A 16,738-nucleotide genomic window follows, 5' to 3' on the forward strand; every position below is an offset into this window, starting at 1 on the left:
GCCTTTTACTGAAAGCGTGAATCGATACAGATGGGGCGTGTGGCGTTTGCCCGTTGTGCACCCGTCTGTGGCTCAATGCTGCACAGCAGGGCGTGATTGCTCTGTCAGCAGACCTACAACATCCAAGGAGCTTTGCCATGCATTACATCACTCCCGATCTTTGTGACGCCTACCCGGAGCTGGTCCAGGTGGTTGAGCCGATGTTCAGCAACTTCGGTGGCCGTGATTCCTTCGGTGGCGAGATCGTCACCGTCAAGTGCTTCGAGGACAACTCGCTGGTCAAAGAGCAGGTCGACCTGCCGGGCAAAGGCAAAGTGTTGGTGGTGGATGGCGGTGCCTCCATGCGTCGCGCGCTGCTGGGCGATATGCTCGCCGAAAAAGCCGCGAAGAACGGTTGGGAAGGGATTGTGGTGTACGGCTGCGTGCGTGATGTTGATGTGTTGGCGCAGACCGATCTAGGCATTCAGGCCCTGGCCAGTCACCCGATGAAAACCGACAAGCGTGGCATCGGTGACCTTAATGTCGCGGTGACTTTCGGCGGCGTGACCTTCCGTCCGGGCGAGTTTATCTACGCCGACAATAATGGCGTGATCATCTCGCCCTCTGCACTGCAGATGCCGGAGTAGGGCGCTTGCAGGAAACCGTCATGCACGAAGGTGACAACGCGCAATGGGGCCTGGTGCACGCTTTTGTCCTTAATGGTCACGGCGGTGCCCGCAGCATTGCCCGGCAAGAGCTGCACGGCCTCGTCCTAAGCGAGCAGGAAAGCCTCTGGCTGCATTGGGATCGCAGTCATCCGCAGACGCAGACTTGGTTGCGTGCAGAAAGTGGTCTGAGCGCTTTTGCCTGCGACCTGCTGCTGGAAGAGAACACTCGCCCGCGTCTGCTGGCGTTGCCTGAGCAGCAACTGTTGTTGTTCCTGCGTGGCCTGAACCTCAATCCAGGGGCTGAGCCTGAAGACATGGTCTCGGTGCGCATTTTTGCCGATGCGCAGCGCGCTATCTCCCTGCGCTTGCGGCCTTTGCACGCAACAGAAGCCTTGATCGAGGATTTGCTGGCGGGGCGAGGGCCTAAAACCTCGGCTGAGCTGATTTTGCGCCTGGCGCATTACCTGACCGACAAGATCGAGCTGCTGGTCGGCGAGTTGTCAGAGCAGGTCGACGACCAGGAAGAGCGCGCCGATGCGCTGGAGAGTCAGGCCCCTGATCATGCCGCGCTGCTGCAAATCCGCCGGCGCGCCGCCAGCTTGCGACGTTTTCTGTCGCCACAGCGGGATATCTACGGGCAGCTCACGGCCAGTGCTCAGGCCTGGCTGGTCGGTGCCGATAGCAGCTACTGGAACGAGCTGAATAACCGTCTGACGCGCTACCTTGAAGAGCTGGAGTTGAGCCGTGAGCGGGTCAACCTGCTGCTTGAGGCGGAAAATCGGCGTATGGATGAGCGGATGAACCACACCATGTACCGCTTCGGCATTATCACCGGGATTTTCTTGCCAATGAGTTTTCTTACCGGCCTTCTCGGTATCAATGTCGGCGGTATTCCGGGTTCCGAAAGCCCCCATGGCTTTCTGCTGGCGTGTTCGCTGATGGCCGCCGTGGCGCTGGTGCAGTGGCTGCTTTTTCGTCGCCTGCGTTGGATCTGATGTGACTTGCTCTGTACTCGTCTCGTCTAGCCGACACATCCTGTGAGGTGCGCCATGCACGATCCCTTTGAAGAATCACTGCGCGATTTGCTCAAGTCGCCCACCTCGAGTCACGACGATGACGCCTGTCTGCATCGCGTGCTGAAAACCGCCAACCGCCAAGTCGGTGCGGGTGATCTGTTTGCCCTGATGGGACACTGGGCCGGCGCATTGATGCTGGCCCTGAACAACGGCTCGGCGCATGTGGCGCCGGTCTCGCGTCGTAAAACCACCGATTCAACTGTTAATAAGGCTGACTGAGCATGGAATTTACTCAAGTTCTGGTTGATGCGATGGCCAGCGTTTGGTCCCCGATTGCCGCCTTTATCCCGCGTCTATTTGGCGCCATGGTGGTGGTACTGCTGGGTTTTGTCGTCGCCAAGTTCCTTGACACGCTGCTGTCGAAATTGCTCGGCAAGATCGGCCTGGATCGCCTGATGGCTGGCACTGGCCTGACCAAGTTGTTGAGCCGTGCCGGCATTCAGGTGCCGGTGTCGACCCTGATCGGCAAGATCGTCTACTGGTTCGTGTTGTTGATCTTCCTGGTGACCGCCGCCGAGTCGCTGGGCCTGGAGCGAGTTTCTGCGACCCTTGATGTACTGGCTTTGTACCTGCCAAAAGTCTTCGGTGCAGCTCTGGTGCTGCTCGCGGGCGTGTTGCTGGCGCAGCTGGTCAGCGGCCTGGTGCGCGGTGCCGCAGAAGGCGTCGGGTTGGACTATGCAAGTGGCCTGGGCCGCGTGGCTCAGGGGCTGGTGATCATCATCAGCATTTCGGTGGCGATTGGTCAGCTGGAAGTGAAAACCGATCTGCTCAACAACGTGATCGCCATCGTGCTGATCTCGGTCGGCCTAGCGGTCGCGCTGGCGCTGGGCCTGGGCAGTCGCGACATTGCCAGCCAGATTCTGGCCGGTATTTATGTGCGTGAGTTGTATGAGGTTGGGCAACAAGTGCAGGTAGGTGAGGTCGAAGGGCAGATCGAGGAAATCGGTACGGTCAAAACCACGTTGCTGACGGAAGCCGGCGAACTGGTTTCTGTGGCTAACCGCACCTTGCTCGAGCAGCAGGTAAGCAGCCGCTAAGGCTAATCCCTGTTATTGTATGCGGCCAATCCGCAGCCTGATTTACAGGCTGCGCTGGCTTTTGTCCTGACTGTCGGCCCGACTCGTTTTGAATAAAGCCCACTCTGCGTCTCTGCGTTATGACCCCCGCGAACTCTCGGACGAAGAGTTGGTGGCGCGTGCCCACGACGAGTTGTTTCACATAACCCGTGCATACGAAGAACTGATGCGTCGTTACCAGCGCACGTTATTCAATGTCTGCGCGCGTTATTTAGGCAATGACCGTGATGCTGACGATGTTTGTCAGGAGGTCATGCTCAAGGTCTTATATGGCCTGAAGAACTTTGAGGGCAAATCGAAGTTCAAAACCTGGTTGTACAGCATTACTTACAACGAATGTATTACTCAATATCGCAAGGAGCGACGTAAACGTCGCCTTATTGACGCCTTAAGTTTGGACCCGCTTGAAGAAGCATCCGAAGAAAAAGCGCCAAAGCCTGAGGATAAAGGCGGTCTTGATCGTTGGCTGGTGCATGTTAATCCCATTGATCGGGAAATCCTGGTGCTACGTTTTGTCGCAGAACTTGAGTTCCAGGAGATTGCCGACATTATGCACATGGGCCTAAGCGCCACGAAAATGCGTTATAAGCGTGCACTTGACCGGCTGCGCGATAAATTTTCGGACAGCGCTGAAACTTATCTTGAATAAAGCCGTCATAGCTAACGGTTAATTCTGGTAGAATTGCCGGCTGAGTTGTCTTGTGTTTGTCAGACAACTTACTGACCACCAAGATAGGGAACATTAGTAATGAAATTGAAAAACACTTTAGGCGTTGTCATTGGCTCGTTGTTGGCCACATCCTCCCTCAGCGTTCTGGCTCAGGGTCAAGGCGCTGTCGAAGTGGAGGGTTTTGCCAAGAAGGAAATCTTCGACAGCGCCCGTGACTTCAAAAACAACGGCAACCTGTTCGGCGGCAGCATCGGCTACTACCTGACTGACGACGTTGAACTGCGTCTGGCCTACGACGAAGTGCACAACGCTCGTGGCGAAGACGGCCGCAACATCAAGGGCTCGAACACCGCTCTGGATGCTCTGTACCACTTCAACAACGCTGGCGACGCACTGCGTCCTTACGTTTCTGCAGGTTTCTCGGATCAGAGCATCGGTCAGTCCGGTCGCAATGGTCGTAACGGCTCCACCTTCGCCAACATCGGCGGCGGCGCCAAGTACTACTTCACTGACAACTTCTACGCCCGTGCTGGCGTTGAAGCTCAGTACAACATCGACCAAGGCGACACCGAGTGGGCACCAAGCGTCGGTATCGGCATGAACTTCGGTGGTGGCAGCAAGCCAGCTCCAGTTGCCGTTGCTGCTGTTGAGCCGACTCCAGAGCCAGTTGCTGTTGAAGAGCCGATGGAACTGGTTCGCGTTGAACTGGACGTTAAGTTCGACTTCGACAAAGCCAGCGTTAAAGAAGAAAGCTACGGCGACATCAAGAACCTGGCTGACTTCATGAAGCAGTACCCACAGACCACCACCGTGGTTGAAGGTCACACTGACTCCAAAGGCAGCGATGCCTACAACCAGAACCTGTCCGAGCGTCGTGCAAGCGCTGTTCGTGACGTGCTGGTTAACCAGTACGGTGTAGATGCTGCTCGCGTTAATGCTGCTGGCTACGGTGAAGCTCGTCCGGTTGCTGACAACGCTACCGACGCTGGCCGCGCTGTTAACCGCCGCGTAGAAGCTGAAGTAGAAGCTCAGATCAAGCAGTAATCGATCTGGCTGTATAGAAAACCCGGCTTCGGCCGGGTTTTTCTTTATGGCCCGCAATCCATGGCGGCCCATAAAGAAAAACCCATGTAAAAAGCTCGCTGGTGGCAGGCAAGGGGAATTTCGCGAAGCGGTTAGGCGCTTATAGCTGTGAGCTGTATGTTCGGTTGAGCGGCCACCTCACCAATCACCAGAATGGCCGGGCTTTTCAATTTGAAGTCGTGGGCGGCTTGTTGCATGGCCGCGAGGCTGCTGCGGCACTCGCGCTGGTGTGGCAGTGAGGCATTCTCGATCAAGGCTACGGGCATGTCGGCGCGCATGCCGCCCGCCAGCAGGCTCTCGCGAATTTCTGCCAGTTTGGCCACGCCCATATACACCACCAGGGTTGTGCCGCTCTGAGCCAGAGCGGACCAGTTGAGACTGCTGTCATCCTGGGTGTGCGCGGTAACCAGGGTGACTCCGCGCGCTACGCCGCGCAGTGTCAGAGGGATGCCGCAGTTGGTTGCTCCGGCCAGACCTGCGGTGATGCCGTTGACCATTTCCACTTCGATGCCGTGCTCGCTCAGCCAGTCGGCTTCTTCGCTGCCACGGCCAAAGATGCAGGGGTCGCCGCCTTTCAGGCGCACCACGCATTTACCCTGGCGGGCATAACGCAGCATCAGGCGATGGATAAACGCCTGTGGCGTAGAGCGGCAACCGCCGCGCTTGCCCACCGGCATGATCCGCGCGTTGATGCAGTGCTCCAGTACGGCGGGATTAACCAGGTCATCAATCATCACGATCTCGGCCTGGTTCAGGGCTTTAACCGCCTTGAGGGTCAGCAGCTCCGGGTCACCGGGGCCTGCGCCTACCAGCCAGACTTTTGCGCTCATTTTGATCTCCTCAGCCCGTGTGCATCACCAGCAATGGTTTGATTTGGCTACGCAGCAGCCGTGTTGCAACAGTCATTTAGGGGGCCATCAATCTGCTTAATAAAACTCACGCAAAACAAAAAATTGCCGGGAGCAATTTTTGACGTCGCCCCGCGACGGCCCGTAGGGTGGCTGCCATGAATCGCTGGCCACAAAAAAGGCGTCCCGCTAGTCACCTAGCGAGGACGCCTTTGTCCAAGTCCCGTTCTATCGGGAAGTGCAACCTTCTTCGTTGAGGCCGCGCTTTATTAAATTGTCCAATTACCAATGCAGACCCTGTGCCAACTTGTATGGTGCGTATTTTCAAGGCTTATCAGCAAGTTACAGCTGTTTTTTGAGGGTTTACGCACCATTTAAAGGCGCTTTGCGCAGTATTGGTGCGCAAGTGGCGGCTTTAATGCAGTAGCCCGATCAGTAGGAGCAGATTCAGCAGCAGGGAAAACAAGGCCACGCCTCGCCAGACCAGCAGCGGTTCACGTTCCAGCAGTGGCCGTGGTCGGCTGCTGAGGGATTTTCGTTCCGCCTGCTCCAGGTTGAGCAGCCATTCCTCGGCGGTTTCATAGCGCTTTTTCGGTTCGGCACTCAGGGCTCGGTTGAGGCTGTCATCGACCCAGCTGGGTATATCCGGACGATAGCGACTGGCTGGAGTCGGCTGGCCGAAGCGTGGATGCTGGAAGGCTTCAATTTCACCATAGGGGTAATGCCCGGTAAGCAGAAAATACAGCGCCACGCCTGCGCTGTAGAGATCCTGCTGCGGGCTGGGGGCGACGCCGGTAAAGGCTTCCGGCGCGATATAACTGGGCGTGCCGGGCAGCTCGCAGGCTTCATCGCGGGTCAGGCCGGGGCAGTAAGCCAGGCCGAAATCCAGTACGCGCAGCTCGCCGTCATCGCCCCACAGCAGGTTTTCCGGCTTGATATCGCGGTGCAGGATGTTGCGCCGATGCAGCATGCCCAGGGCTTTAATCAGCTGTGGGGCGATGTCTAGCCATTCCGGTAGCCCCAATGGGCCGCTCAGGCGCAGGTGTTCGGCCAGGGTTTGCCCGGCATATTCGCGCTGCACGTAATACAGATGCTGACGCTGCGGCAGCGAGTGCACTTCCGCGAAGAAGCGCCCGGTCACGCGGCGCACAAACCATTCTTCAAGTAATAGTGCATGGCCGGCTTGCGGCTCATCGCTACGGCTGGGCGGCAGGGTTTTCAGCAGCCAGCGCCGTGCCTGAGCATCACGCACTCGATACACCATCGATTGGCGCGATTCGGCCAGCAGTCGCTCGACCTGCCAGCCTTCGAAGTTCTGCCCTTCACGCAGTTTGGCCGGTAGCGGCCAGTGCTGCAGTTGCGCCAGGGTGTCGGCCAAATCACTTTGCGGCAATGCCTCGACACGCAGCAACAGGGCGCTCGCGTTATCCTGGCTGCCGGCCAGGTGCGAGGCATTGACCAGCGCACGGCTGGCGGCGGACAGATCTTGCTCATCATGGAGGATGCGTTGAATGCCCGCGTCGCCCAGGGTGGCCCAGATACCGTCGCTGACCAACACGAAACATTCGCCCTGACGCAGCTCGCCATCCAGATAATCCATTACCAGGTGCTGGTCCAGACCCATGGCGCGCTTGAGCACATGCTGCATGCCGGGTTGTTCCCACACATGGTCTTCGCTGAGGCGCTCAAGCGTGCCGTTCAGCCAGCGGTAGGCCCGGCAATCACCGACGTGCGCCAGGGTAAAACGCCGGCCGCGCAGGATCAGTGCGCTCAAGGTGGTGAGCAGCGGCTGACCGCCGCTATTGGCTTGCAGCCAGCGGTTGTGCGCGACCAGCACACGGTCCAGCGACTGGGTTACCGCCCAGGTTTCCGGGGTGGAGTAGTAATCCAGGGCCAAGGCCTGCAGAGTGGCGCGCGCCGCCAGGCCGCCGTCGGCGCATTGGCTAACGCCATCGGCGAGGGCGAACAGGTAGCCCTTGCTGGCCGCCAGGGCCGGAGCCGGGGTGACCACGCGAATGGCGTCCTGATTTTCGCTACGCGGGCCAGTGGCGCTGGCTTCGCCGAAGGTCAGTTGCAAGGCCATGCAGAGGTTCCTGGAGAGGCGACTGAAGAAACGCTGAGGTAATAATGAATGGCTACAGGGTGGATGAACCGAGCGTCATCCACCCTGCATTTTTGTTATTACACCCGAGCGGCGGTCACTGCGGCGCTGCCCCAGGTTGTGCGCCAGCGCAGCTTGACTCTATAGAGGCCGAACCAGGCGAGCACGCCGAGGCTGGCGAACAGCCATAAGCCGAGCTGGTAATCACCGGTCTGCTGCTTGATGGTGCCCAGGCCGGCGGCGAGGAGGAAGCCGCCGATGCCGCCGGCCATTCCGATCAGCCCGGTCATTGCGCCGATTTCTTTGCGAAAGCGCTGCGGCACCAGTTGGAACACTGCGCCGTTACCTGCGCCAAGGCCGAGCATGGCTGTGACGAACAGGGCCAGCGCTGCGGTCGAACTTTGCAGATTGAAACCCACAGCGGCAATGCTCAAGGACGCCAGGGTGTACATCATCAGCAAGGTGCGGATGCCGCCGATACGGTCGGCCAGTGCGCCGCCGAGGGGGCGCAACAGGCTGCCGGCACAGACGCAGGCGGCGGTGTAGTAACCGGCGGTCACCGGGTTCAGGCCGTACTGGTCGTTGAAATAACCGGGCAGGGCGCTGGCCAGGCCGATAAAGCCGCCGAAGGTCACGCTGTAGAAAAACATAAACCACCAGCTGTCGCGGTCACCCAGAGCTTTCAGGTAATCGGCCAGGGCTTTTGGCTTGGGGCGCTCCGGAGCATTTTTGGCAACCAGGGCGAAGATCAGCAGGGTTGCCAGTAGCGGGATCAGTGCCCAGCCGAATACGTTCTGCCAACCGAATAGTGCGGCCAAGCCCGGGGCAAACAGTGCAGCCAGTACGGTGCCGGAGTTACCCGCACCGGCAATGCCCATGGCCTTGCCCTGGTGCTGCGGTGGATACCATTGCGAGGCCAGCGGCAGGGCTACGGCAAAAGCCGCGCCCGCAAAACCGAGGAACAGACCTAATAACAAGGCATGTTCATAGCTGCTGATGCCGATCTGCCAGGCGCAGAACAGCGCCACGATGACAATCACCTGACCAATCAGGCCGGCGGTTTTGGGTGATAGGCGATCCGCGAGAAAGCCCATCAGCAAACGCAGCACGGCACCGGCGAGAATCGGCGTGGCGACCATCAGACCGCGCTGTTGCGCGGTCAGGTCGAGAGCGGTGGCGATCTGCACAGCCAGTGGGCCGAGCACGTACCAGACCATAAAGCTCAGGTCGAAATACAGAAACGCGGCGAACAAGGTTGGGGTGTGGCCGGATTTCCAGAAACTTGTATTCATCGAAAACCTCATTCGGCAAAAAAGGGTCCCGGTGGGGGCGCTACGCCATGGTCGTGGACACGGCGGCCGCACCCCATCGGGGAGGTGGTGTACTTGTGGTACGCCACCCTGAGGAACAGGGTCTGTTGACGTTTCGACGCGGCTCGCGGCGAAACATCAATAGACCCTCCGCCACAGCTGGGTTGAGAGAGTTACTAGCGCAAGTCCTGGATCGCAGGGCAGGTGCCAGCCCCAAACGCTGGGGCGTAAAACGCAAAACGCCGCATAAACCGAGCGCTCTAGGGCGAGGTTTATGCGACGTCTTTGTCGTTTGTTGAGCAGCCGCCATTGGCTACCGGTAACAGGTCTTTAGCAAGAGCTGCGCCAACCGGGCAATCCATGGATTTACGGGGCTTTCAGCTGTTGGATAGCTGCGACTGTGCTGCAAAAGGAGGCGCTGGCGGAAGGCATGCCCTTGAATAGGGCGCAGAATTTTTTCCCGGTTCCGACAAGCCAGGCTTTCTAAGGCAGGCCTCAATCGGCCTTGTGGCGAGTGCGTCAGCTGGTAGGCGTTAGCATGCTGCAGCGTGACTCACCGGGTGTGGCGTAGGCGGCTGCATGTGCAGCCTGGGTCGGTAAGGGAAGGGTGAGGAGGGCCATAGCGAGTAGGTTGCTCAAAAGCCCGGCGTGGCGGACATGGCTGCGCGTGGTTGGCATAGCAATTCCCCTGCTTTTGTTGTTATGCCTAAGGCGTAGCAGAGGATGTGCCAGCTGTCACGGCGGCCGCTAGATAGTTGAGCAATTAATGCTCAATCCGGCAGCTTTGCTGCGATCAAGCGTGATCAGGACGGTAATCACCCGATTTATGCCGATAAGCCCAGGTTACTTGCTCAGCCAGTTGACCTTGCTGAATTTGTCGCTGAAGGTCGCCGGCATCTGAACCACTTTGCCCAGTTTGTAGTTGAAGAACACAAACCCGGACTTGGCCATGGCCACCAGCGTGTTGTCGGCGGGGCGGGTGATGCGGAAAGTAATGTCGCCACCATAAGTGTTGAAATCCATCACGCCAACCTCGAACAGCAACTGATCACGGGCGTGAGCCTCGGCGCGGTAGGTGGTGGCGAGGTCCGTGACGATGATGCCTGTGCCGTCTTCCTGGGTTTCCTCGATGCCGAACTCGAAGAGAAAACGTGCCCGCGCCTCGGAAATCATCGAGATCATCGAATCGTTGCCCAAGTGGTTGGCCGCGTTGATATCGGTCACCCGCACGGTCAGGTGGGTGCTGTAGCAGAACTGGTCTTCGGGGAACTCAAGGGTCAGGCGGGCCATGCCAGCATCCGGTCGTCAGTAAAAGGTGGCGAATGTTAACCCCGTTCGCATCTGTCGGGCAGCCGCTGATGCGCGTTGCAGGTAAAACGGTGATGATCGGCCCATCATCTTCAGGTGCGGAGTTAAGCGCGTATGAACTTCAGGCAATTGAGCATGGGTGGACTGCTGGCGCTGCTGTTACTGGGGGATGTGCAGGCGCAGGGGCTGCGCGATGCCATGAGTGATCGACGCAGTGCCAAAAGTGCCGCGCAGCTTGGTGCTGAACTGTTGGCAGATCTGCCATACGGTCAGCATGAGCGCCAGCGCCTGGACGTTTATCGTCCACTCAATGCGCGCTCGGCGCCCATATTGCTGATGGTGCATGGCGGTGCCTGGGATAAAGGCGATAAGCGTATGGACCGGGTCGTAGAGAACAAGATGGCGCGTTGGTTGCCCCAGGGATACCTGTTTGTGTCGACCAACTATCGCTTATTACCGGATGCCACCCCCCTGCAGCAGGCCGAGGATATTGCCCAGGCGCTGAGCTACGTCCAGCAACATGCAACAGCCTGGGGTGGTGACCCGCAGCGCGTGGTGCTGCTGGGGCATTCGGCAGGTGCGCATTTGGTCAGCCTGCTCAGTGCCGCTCCTGAGATTGGCCAGGCTTATGCTGTACAACCCTGGTTGGGCACTGTGGCACTCGACAGTGCTGCGTTTGATGTTGAACGCATTATGCGCGACAGGCACTACCGCCTGTATGACAAGGCGTTTGGCCAGGACCCGGCCTATTGGCGTGCCGTATCGCCCGTGCGGCGTTTGCAGCAAGCAGGCGCGCCAATGCTGGCCGTCTGCTCCAGTAAACGCAAAGAGGCGTGCCTCCAGGCGCAGGGATTTGCCGAGCGAGGCCGCGCCTTTGATATGCAGATGACGGTATTGCCACAGGCGTTGTCGCACGGCGAGATCAATGCGCAATTAGGCGTGCCGGGTGCCTACACCGATGCAGTGGAAACCTTCTTCCAGCGCATCGGTGCGACGCCTTCGCCCTAGGCCGCCGGGCGCTGCTGGCGCTGGTAGAGAAACTCCAGCACGGCGGTGCGGTAGGCGTGATAGTGCGGGTCATTGGCCAGAGCCAGGCGATCGCGCGGGCGCGCCAGCTCGACCTTGACGATATCGCCCACAGTCGCAGCCGGGCCATTGGTCATCATCACAATGCGATCAGACAGCAGCACGGCTTCGTCGACATCATGGGTGACCATCACCACCGTGCTGTGGGTTTCGCCGACGATGCGCAGCAGTTCGTCCTGCAGGTGCGCGCGGGTCAGGGCATCCAGCGCGCCGAAGGGTTCGTCCATCAACAGCACCTTGGGCTGCATGGCCAGGGCGCGGGCGATGCCGACGCGCTGTTTCATGCCGCCGGAGATTTCATTGGGATGTTTGTAGGTGGCGTGGCTCAGGCCAACCATGGCCAGCGCCGCTTCGGTGCGCTCCTTGAGCTGGGCCTTGCTCTCCTTGCCTGCGAAGACCTTTTCCACCGCCAGGTAGACGTTGCCATAGCAGGTCATCCAGGGCAGCAGGCTGTGGTTCTGGAACACCACGCCGCGCTCTGGGCCAGGGCCGTCGATCTCGCGGCCGTTGCAGATCAGGCCACCTTCGCTGGCCTCGAGCAGGCCGGCGATCAGATTGAGCACGGTGGATTTACCGCAACCCGAGTGGCCGATTAGGGTGACGAACTCACCCTTGGCAATGCTCAGATTGACTTCTGTAAGGGCCTGGAAACGACCTTTCTTGGTATCGAAATGCTTGCCGACCTGGGTCAGCTCCACGAATTTATCCATGTTGCGGCTCCTTAGCGTGTCTGCTTTAGCTGGCCTGCTTTAACTGGCGTAGTCGAAACGTTTGGCCAGCAACAGCAACAGCTGCTCCAGGGCCAGGCCGACCAGGCCGACGATGATGATGGCGATCAGAATGTGTTCGACGTTGAGGTTGTTCCACTCATCCCACACCCAGAAGCCCAGGCCCGTGCCGCCGGTGAGCATCTCGGCGGCGACTATCACCAGCCAGGCCACGCCAATGGCCAGACGGATGCCGGTCATCAGGTGCGGCAGTACGGCGGGGAACAGGATGCGCGTGAGCACCTTGAACTCGGACAGCTTGAGCACGCGCGCCACGTTCAGGTAATCCTGCGGCACGCTGGCCACACCAGCGGCGGTGTTGAGGATGATCGGCCAGATTGAGCTAATGAAAATTACCCAGATCGACGCCGGGCCAGCCGCTTCGAACACCAGCAGGCCGATGGGCAGCCAGGCCAGGGGCGAAACCGGGCGCAGCAGGCTGATGATCGGCGAGAGCATGCCGGCGAGAAAGGCAAAGCGGCCGATGGCAAAGCCCAGCGGGATGCCCACCAGCGCTGCCAGACCAAAGCCGATACCGACGCGGCCCAGCGAATGCAGGATGTTCCAACCGATGCCCATGTCATTCGGGCCGTTGTCATAGAAGGGGTTGGCAAACAGCTCCAGCGCCGCCGCCCAGGTACTGACCGGGCCAGGCAGGCCCTCGCTCTTTGTCGCAATCAGCGCCCACACGCCGATAAACAGCAGGATGCCGAGCAATGGCGGCACAACCGCCTTGAGCAGGCTGGTCAGCGCCGCTACGCCTGGCAGCACCAGGCGTGGCGCTTTGCGGGTCGGCGCAGCTAACGGCAATGGGGTTTTCAGTGGTGCGTTCATCACGAACCTCCCAATCAGGCTTTAATCGCAAAGGAGTTGGCGTAGGCGGCCGGGTCGGAGCCATTCCACACGTTGCCGTCGATCAGCGTGCTGCTGCGCAACGAGCTGGCCGGCACGGGGATGTTCAGCGCACTGGCGGCTTCCTTGTACAGCGCAACCTGGTTGACCCCGGCGGCGACGGCGGCGTAGTTCGGGTCCTCCTTGATCAAGCCCCAGCGCTTGAACTGGGTCATAAACCACATACCGTCGGAGTGGTACGGGAAGTTCACCGTGCCGTTTTTGCAGAAGGCCATGGCGTGGTCGTCTTTCCAGCTGTTGCCCAGGCCGTCCTCGTAGTGGCTGAGGAAGCGCGGCTCGATCACCTTGACCGGCGCATTGACGTAGGCTTTGCCGGAAATCAGCTTGGCCGTGCTCTTGCGGTTTTCCTCGCTGGCCTCGATAAACTGGCTGGCGTCCAGCACCGCCATGATCAGTGCGCGGGCCGCGTTGGGGTATTGCTCGATAAAGGCGCGGGTGGTGCCGAGGACTTTTTCCGGATGATCCGGCCAGATCTGCTGAGTCGTGACGGCGGTGAAGCCAATCTTGTCGGCAATCGCCCGCGCGCCCCAGGGCTCGCCGACGCAGAAGCCGTCCATATTGCCGACGCGCATATTGGCGACCATCTGTGGTGGCGGCACGACGATGGTTTTCACATCGCTCATCGGGTTGATGCCCAGGCTCGCCAGCCAGTAATACAGCCACATGGCGTGGGTGCCGGTGGGGAAGGTCTGGGCGAAGGTCAGCGGGTTGCCGCCTTTTTTTACATGCTCGGCCAGTTGCGCACCGTTGGTGACGCCGGCTTCCTTGAGCTGCTTGGAGAGGGTGATGGCCTGGCCGTTCTGGTTCAGACCCATCAGTACGGCCATATCCTTCTGCGGCCCGGCGATACCCAGTTGTGCGCCGTACATCATGCCGTACAGCACGTGGGCGGCATCCAGTTCGCCAGTATTCAGCTTGTCACGCACTCCAGCCCAGGAGGCTTCCTTGCTCGGGGTGATGGTCAGGCCGTATTTCTCGCCAAAGCCCTGGGTAGCGGCAACCACTACCGAAGCGCAGTCGGTCAACGGGATAAAGCCGACTTTCAGCGCAGCCTTTTCTGGCGCATCGGAACCGGCGGCCCAAGCTACGCTACGCAGCGAGGCGGGTGCGCTAAGACCAAGGGCGGCGACACCGCCGACGGTGCCGGCGACGGCAATCGAGGTTTTCAGGAAATTACGGCGGCTGTGCAGGCTTGGGTTCTTCGAATCACGATCAGTCATAGGTCTGTCCTTTCTGGCCGATAAAACGGCTGAAACAAAAAACGGCGTACGCCAGGCCACCTCAAGGAGGGGACCTGACGGACGCCGTTGTCCGTGATCCGCGGCTCACCGCCGTTGGTGGGCTGCGCAGGAATCTTGTGAGGACAATTGCAAGGGGCTTGCCAGTTTTACTGGGGCACGGCGGCGAACAACCGCCTGCGTGCTCTGAGAATGGCTCGAGCGGGCCTTAGGTTGGCAAGCTTAAACGCTATAAATCATAGGCTTAAGCGCAGTATTGAATGTTGGCTAGAGCAGAGTTTCCTTGCCGTAGCAGTGCGCCATGCCGCAGATCAGCAGCGCTGCCAGCCGGCTTATTGAGCCAATGCTGTGCATGGTCAAGCCGCTGCCAAGCGCTTTTGCTTCGCCTTGGTGCTTGACGCGCGCTGGTGTTGATCGCGTGTCATAGCCTTAGCGGGACAGCGATTTGCCCTGAGCTTCCTCAACAAACTCCTTGAGCCAGCGCAGCACCTCCACCGCCTCCCAGCGCGAGGGGTCGAACATGGCATAGGCCAATCCCTGATAGCCGACCACATCCAGCTGGCGGTGATAGCCGGCGCGCTGCAGCAAGGCTTCGATCTCGGCAAAACAGGTGTTGAAGTGCACCCGGGAAAACGGTGTCTTGCCCTCGGTAACGATGCCTTCAAGCTGCAATTCATTGACGGTGGTCCGGACTTTTTCCAGGGGCATGCGGTTTACGCTGTGTTTCAGCTGCAGTACGTCGAGCATCTGGGTACTCCTGTTAACGCCTTGTATGGGCCCGATCTGCCGGGCGACATGGTTGGCTGGATGGCATGACCAAGGGTAATCGAAAAATACTGTACAAATAAACAGTATTCGATAATAGTAAGCCCAAGGCCCTAACCGGCACCTACTCGATCACTCGCGCCATCTGCCCGCAAAGCCAATGGCCACAGGCACTGCAGAGGAGTCACTAACAATGCAACAGATGCTGATGACAATTGTGCTGTTGGGTCTTTTGGCCGGTTGTGCGCAACCGCAGCTTGATCAACCGAGGGCCAATGGCACCTACCTGGTGATCGAGAACGGGCAGGCCTGGGCGGTGCTGGTATCTGACGGCAAACGCGTGGAAGAGCAAGGTACGGTGGTGGATGTGATCAGGCTGCCGAGCGAGAGCTCTGCAGTTGCTGCCAGTTATGTGATCGAAACGGCCAATTGCGGCCGTGTGCAGTGGCTGAGCGAACGCTCGGATGCGGCGGATGGCATGACCAACCTGATGTCGCTGCACAGCAACAATCAACTCGGGCAGAGCGGCTGCGTCATTACCGATGGCCTTACCCGGGTTTGGACGGTACTGGATTACTCCGGTTGAGACGAAAGAGGGCACCCTAAGGTGCCCTCTGTTTGTTTACTCGTCGGCCTTGGCCTTCTTGCTGGGTAGCAGGCCATCGGCGCGGAACATCGTTTTGATCCCGCGAATCGCCTGACGAATGCGGTCCTGGTTTTCGATCAGGGCAAAGCGCACATGGTCATCGCCGTAGTCGCCGAAGCCGATACCCGGGGAGACGCAGACCTTGGCCTCCAGCAGCAGCTTCTTGGCGAACTCCAGCGAGCCGAGCGCGGCGTACTGCTCAGGAATCTTCGCCCAGACATACATCGAGGCTTTCGGGTTTTCGACCATCCAGCCCAGCTCGTGCAAGCCTTTAACCAGCAGGTTGCGGCGCTGGCGGTATTGCTCGGCGATATCGCGCACGCATTGCTGATCACCTTCCAGCGCAGCAATCGCCGCCACCTGCAGCGGAGTGAAGGTGCCGTAGTCGTGGTAGCTCTTGATTCGCGCCAGGGCGCTGACCAGCTCCTTGTTGCCGACCATAAAGCCGATGCGCCAGCCGGCCATGTTGTAGCTCTTCGACAGGGTGAAGAACTCCACGGCTATGTCCTTGGCGCCCGGCACCTGCATGATCGACGGGGCTTTCCAGCCGTCGTAGACGATATCGGCGTAGGCCAGATCGTGGATCACCAGCACGTCATATTGCTTGGCTAGGGCCACCACACGCTCGAAGAAGTCCAGCTCCACGCACTGCGCGGTGGGGTTGGAGGGGAAGCCGAGGATCATCATCTTCGGCTTGGGGATCGACTCACGAATCGCCCGCTCCAGCTCGGCGAAGAAATCCACCCCAGGAATCAGCGGCACCGAACGCACCTGGGCGCCGGCGATGACAGCGCCGTAGATATGAATCGGGTAGCTGGGGTTGGGCACCAGCACGGTGTCGCCATGGTCCAGGGTGGCAAGCATCAGGTGCGCCAGGCCTTCCTTGGAACCGATGGTGACGATAGCTTCGCTTTCCGGGTCGATCTCGACCTCGTAGCGGTCCTTGTACCAGCGCGAAATGGCGCGACGCAGGCGCGGAATGCCGCGTGAGGTGGAGTAGCCGTGGGTGTCTTCACGCTGGGCGACCTGCACTAGCTTTTCGACTATGTGCGGCGGCGTGGCGCCATCCGGGTTGCCCATGCTGAAGTCGATGATGTCTTCGCCACGGCGACGCGCGGCCATCTTCAGTTCGGCAGTGATGTTGAAAACGTAGGGGGGGAGTCGATCAATGCGCGCAAAGCGGCGCGAAGCTTGGTCAGCCATGC

At 59.5% G+C, this 16,738-nt stretch carries 17 protein-coding genes; 8 read left to right on the forward strand and 9 right to left on the reverse strand.

What is annotated here, in order from left to right:
* Positions 1–137 precede the first annotated feature (137 nt).
* The 6 genes from rraA to HCI85_RS09395 all read left to right on the forward strand — a co-directional run bounded on the left by rraA (position 138) and on the right by HCI85_RS09395 (position 4,513).
* Complete coding sequence (gene rraA / locus HCI85_RS09370; RefSeq protein ID WP_090255901.1) at positions 138–626, forward strand: ribonuclease E activity regulator RraA; 489 nt, start codon at positions 138–140, stop codon at positions 624–626.
* Between the two features lie 20 nt (positions 627–646).
* A complete protein-coding gene (locus tag HCI85_RS09375; RefSeq protein ID WP_160088482.1) occupies positions 647–1,642 on the forward strand; it encodes a zinc transporter ZntB in 996 nt (331 codons plus the stop codon).
* Between the two features lie 54 nt (positions 1,643–1,696).
* Positions 1,697–1,942 (forward strand): CrfX protein, encoded by a 246-nt coding sequence (locus HCI85_RS09380; RefSeq protein WP_090255899.1) that lies wholly within the window; start codon positions 1,697–1,699, stop codon positions 1,940–1,942.
* Positions 1,943–1,944: 2 nt separating this feature from the next.
* On the forward strand, positions 1,945–2,760 hold the full coding sequence (locus HCI85_RS09385) for a mechanosensitive ion channel family protein (protein WP_090255898.1): 816 nt from the start codon (positions 1,945–1,947) through the stop codon (positions 2,758–2,760).
* Positions 2,761–2,848: 88 nt separating this feature from the next.
* Entirely contained in the window at positions 2,849–3,448 is a 600-nt protein-coding gene (sigX, locus tag HCI85_RS09390) for an RNA polymerase sigma factor SigX (RefSeq protein ID WP_090255897.1), read from the forward strand.
* Between the two features lie 99 nt (positions 3,449–3,547).
* Positions 3,548–4,513, forward strand: a complete 966-nt coding sequence (locus tag HCI85_RS09395) for an OmpA family protein (RefSeq protein WP_090255896.1) — start codon at positions 3,548–3,550, stop codon at positions 4,511–4,513.
* 131 nt (positions 4,514–4,644) lie between these two features.
* Here HCI85_RS09395 and cobA read toward each other — a convergent pair whose 3' ends face one another.
* The 4 genes from cobA to HCI85_RS09415 all read right to left on the reverse strand — a co-directional run bounded on the left by cobA (position 4,645) and on the right by HCI85_RS09415 (position 10,101).
* Entirely contained in the window at positions 4,645–5,382 is a 738-nt protein-coding gene (cobA, locus tag HCI85_RS09400; RefSeq protein WP_167144478.1) for a uroporphyrinogen-III C-methyltransferase, read from the reverse strand.
* Between the two features lie 433 nt (positions 5,383–5,815).
* Entirely contained in the window at positions 5,816–7,483 is a 1,668-nt protein-coding gene (locus tag HCI85_RS09405; protein ID WP_167144480.1) for a bifunctional protein-serine/threonine kinase/phosphatase, read from the reverse strand.
* A gap of 98 nt (positions 7,484–7,581) precedes the next feature.
* Positions 7,582–8,793 carry a nitrate/nitrite transporter gene (locus HCI85_RS09410; RefSeq protein ID WP_167144482.1) on the reverse strand — a complete coding sequence of 404 codons (1,212 nt, stop codon included), beginning with the start codon at positions 8,791–8,793 and terminating at the stop codon, positions 7,582–7,584.
* An 861-nt stretch (positions 8,794–9,654) separates the two neighbouring features.
* Entirely contained in the window at positions 9,655–10,101 is a 447-nt protein-coding gene (locus HCI85_RS09415) for a thioesterase family protein (protein WP_167144484.1), read from the reverse strand.
* Between the two features lie 153 nt (positions 10,102–10,254).
* Between HCI85_RS09415 and HCI85_RS09420 the strand changes: the two genes are divergently transcribed.
* Positions 10,255–11,127: an alpha/beta hydrolase gene (locus HCI85_RS09420; protein ID WP_167144486.1), complete on the forward strand. Its 873-nt coding sequence runs from the start codon at positions 10,255–10,257 to the stop codon at positions 11,125–11,127.
* On the opposite strand, the gene HCI85_RS09425 is transcribed toward HCI85_RS09420, so the two are convergent.
* The 4 genes from HCI85_RS09425 to HCI85_RS09440 form a co-directional block, all read right to left on the reverse strand.
* On the reverse strand, positions 11,124–11,915 hold the full coding sequence (locus HCI85_RS09425; RefSeq protein WP_167144488.1) for an ABC transporter ATP-binding protein: 792 nt from the start codon (positions 11,913–11,915) through the stop codon (positions 11,124–11,126). The two genes, HCI85_RS09420 and HCI85_RS09425, sit on opposite strands and share 4 nt — an antisense overlap.
* Before the next feature lie 39 nt (positions 11,916–11,954).
* Positions 11,955–12,806 (reverse strand): nitrate ABC transporter permease, encoded by an 852-nt coding sequence (ntrB, locus tag HCI85_RS09430; RefSeq protein WP_090255889.1) that lies wholly within the window; start codon positions 12,804–12,806, stop codon positions 11,955–11,957.
* Between the two features lie 14 nt (positions 12,807–12,820).
* A complete protein-coding gene (locus tag HCI85_RS09435; RefSeq protein WP_167144490.1) occupies positions 12,821–14,104 on the reverse strand; it encodes a CmpA/NrtA family ABC transporter substrate-binding protein in 1,284 nt (427 codons plus the stop codon).
* 447 nt (positions 14,105–14,551) lie between these two features.
* Positions 14,552–14,869 carry a transcriptional regulator gene (locus HCI85_RS09440; RefSeq protein WP_167144492.1) on the reverse strand — a complete coding sequence of 106 codons (318 nt, stop codon included), beginning with the start codon at positions 14,867–14,869 and terminating at the stop codon, positions 14,552–14,554.
* Between the two features lie 211 nt (positions 14,870–15,080).
* On the opposite strand from HCI85_RS09440, the gene HCI85_RS09445 reads away from it, so the two are divergent.
* Positions 15,081–15,473 (forward strand): hypothetical protein, encoded by a 393-nt coding sequence (locus HCI85_RS09445; RefSeq protein WP_167144494.1) that lies wholly within the window; start codon positions 15,081–15,083, stop codon positions 15,471–15,473.
* Between the two features lie 36 nt (positions 15,474–15,509).
* Here HCI85_RS09445 and alaC read toward each other — a convergent pair whose 3' ends face one another.
* The gene (gene alaC, locus HCI85_RS09450) at positions 15,510–16,736 is read right to left on the reverse strand and encodes an alanine transaminase (protein ID WP_167144496.1); all 1,227 of its coding nucleotides are present in this window, start codon (positions 16,734–16,736) and stop codon (positions 15,510–15,512) included.
* Between the last annotated feature and the right edge of the window lie 2 nt (positions 16,737–16,738).

The organism is Pseudomonas sp. OTU750018 (assembly GCF_011636575.1).
Classification (GTDB): Bacteria; Pseudomonadota; Gammaproteobacteria; order Pseudomonadales; family Pseudomonadaceae; genus Aquipseudomonas; species Aquipseudomonas peli.

Excerpts from the sequence above, each read along its gene's own strand:
- HCI85_RS09420 (WP_167144486.1), top strand. The coding sequence starts at position 10,255 with ATGGGTGGACTGCTGGCGCTGCTGTTACTGGGGGATGTGCAGGCGCAG.
- HCI85_RS09395 (WP_090255896.1), top strand. The coding sequence starts at position 3,548 with ATGAAATTGAAAAACACTTTAGGCGTTGTCATTGGCTCGTTGTTGGCC.
- HCI85_RS09410 (WP_167144482.1), bottom strand. The coding sequence starts at position 8,793 with ATGAATACAAGTTTCTGGAAATCCGGCCACACCCCAACCTTGTTCGCC.
- HCI85_RS09405 (WP_167144480.1), bottom strand. The coding sequence starts at position 7,483 with ATGGCCTTGCAACTGACCTTCGGCGAAGCCAGCGCCACTGGCCCGCGT.
- rraA (WP_090255901.1), top strand. The coding sequence starts at position 138 with ATGCATTACATCACTCCCGATCTTTGTGACGCCTACCCGGAGCTGGTC.
- alaC (WP_167144496.1), bottom strand. The coding sequence starts at position 16,736 with ATGGCTGACCAAGCTTCGCGCCGCTTTGCGCGCATTGATCGACTCCCC.
- ntrB (WP_090255889.1), bottom strand. The coding sequence starts at position 12,806 with ATGAACGCACCACTGAAAACCCCATTGCCGTTAGCTGCGCCGACCCGC.
- cobA (WP_167144478.1), bottom strand. The coding sequence starts at position 5,382 with ATGAGCGCAAAAGTCTGGCTGGTAGGCGCAGGCCCCGGTGACCCGGAG.
- HCI85_RS09440 (WP_167144492.1), bottom strand. The coding sequence starts at position 14,869 with ATGCTCGACGTACTGCAGCTGAAACACAGCGTAAACCGCATGCCCCTG.
- HCI85_RS09425 (WP_167144488.1), bottom strand. The coding sequence starts at position 11,915 with ATGGATAAATTCGTGGAGCTGACCCAGGTCGGCAAGCATTTCGATACC.
- HCI85_RS09435 (WP_167144490.1), bottom strand. The coding sequence starts at position 14,104 with ATGACTGATCGTGATTCGAAGAACCCAAGCCTGCACAGCCGCCGTAAT.
- HCI85_RS09385 (WP_090255898.1), top strand. The coding sequence starts at position 1,945 with ATGGAATTTACTCAAGTTCTGGTTGATGCGATGGCCAGCGTTTGGTCC.
- HCI85_RS09415 (WP_167144484.1), bottom strand. The coding sequence starts at position 10,101 with ATGGCCCGCCTGACCCTTGAGTTCCCCGAAGACCAGTTCTGCTACAGC.
- HCI85_RS09380 (WP_090255899.1), top strand. The coding sequence starts at position 1,697 with ATGCACGATCCCTTTGAAGAATCACTGCGCGATTTGCTCAAGTCGCCC.
- HCI85_RS09445 (WP_167144494.1), top strand. The coding sequence starts at position 15,081 with ATGCAACAGATGCTGATGACAATTGTGCTGTTGGGTCTTTTGGCCGGT.
- HCI85_RS09375 (WP_160088482.1), top strand. The coding sequence starts at position 647 with ATGCACGAAGGTGACAACGCGCAATGGGGCCTGGTGCACGCTTTTGTC.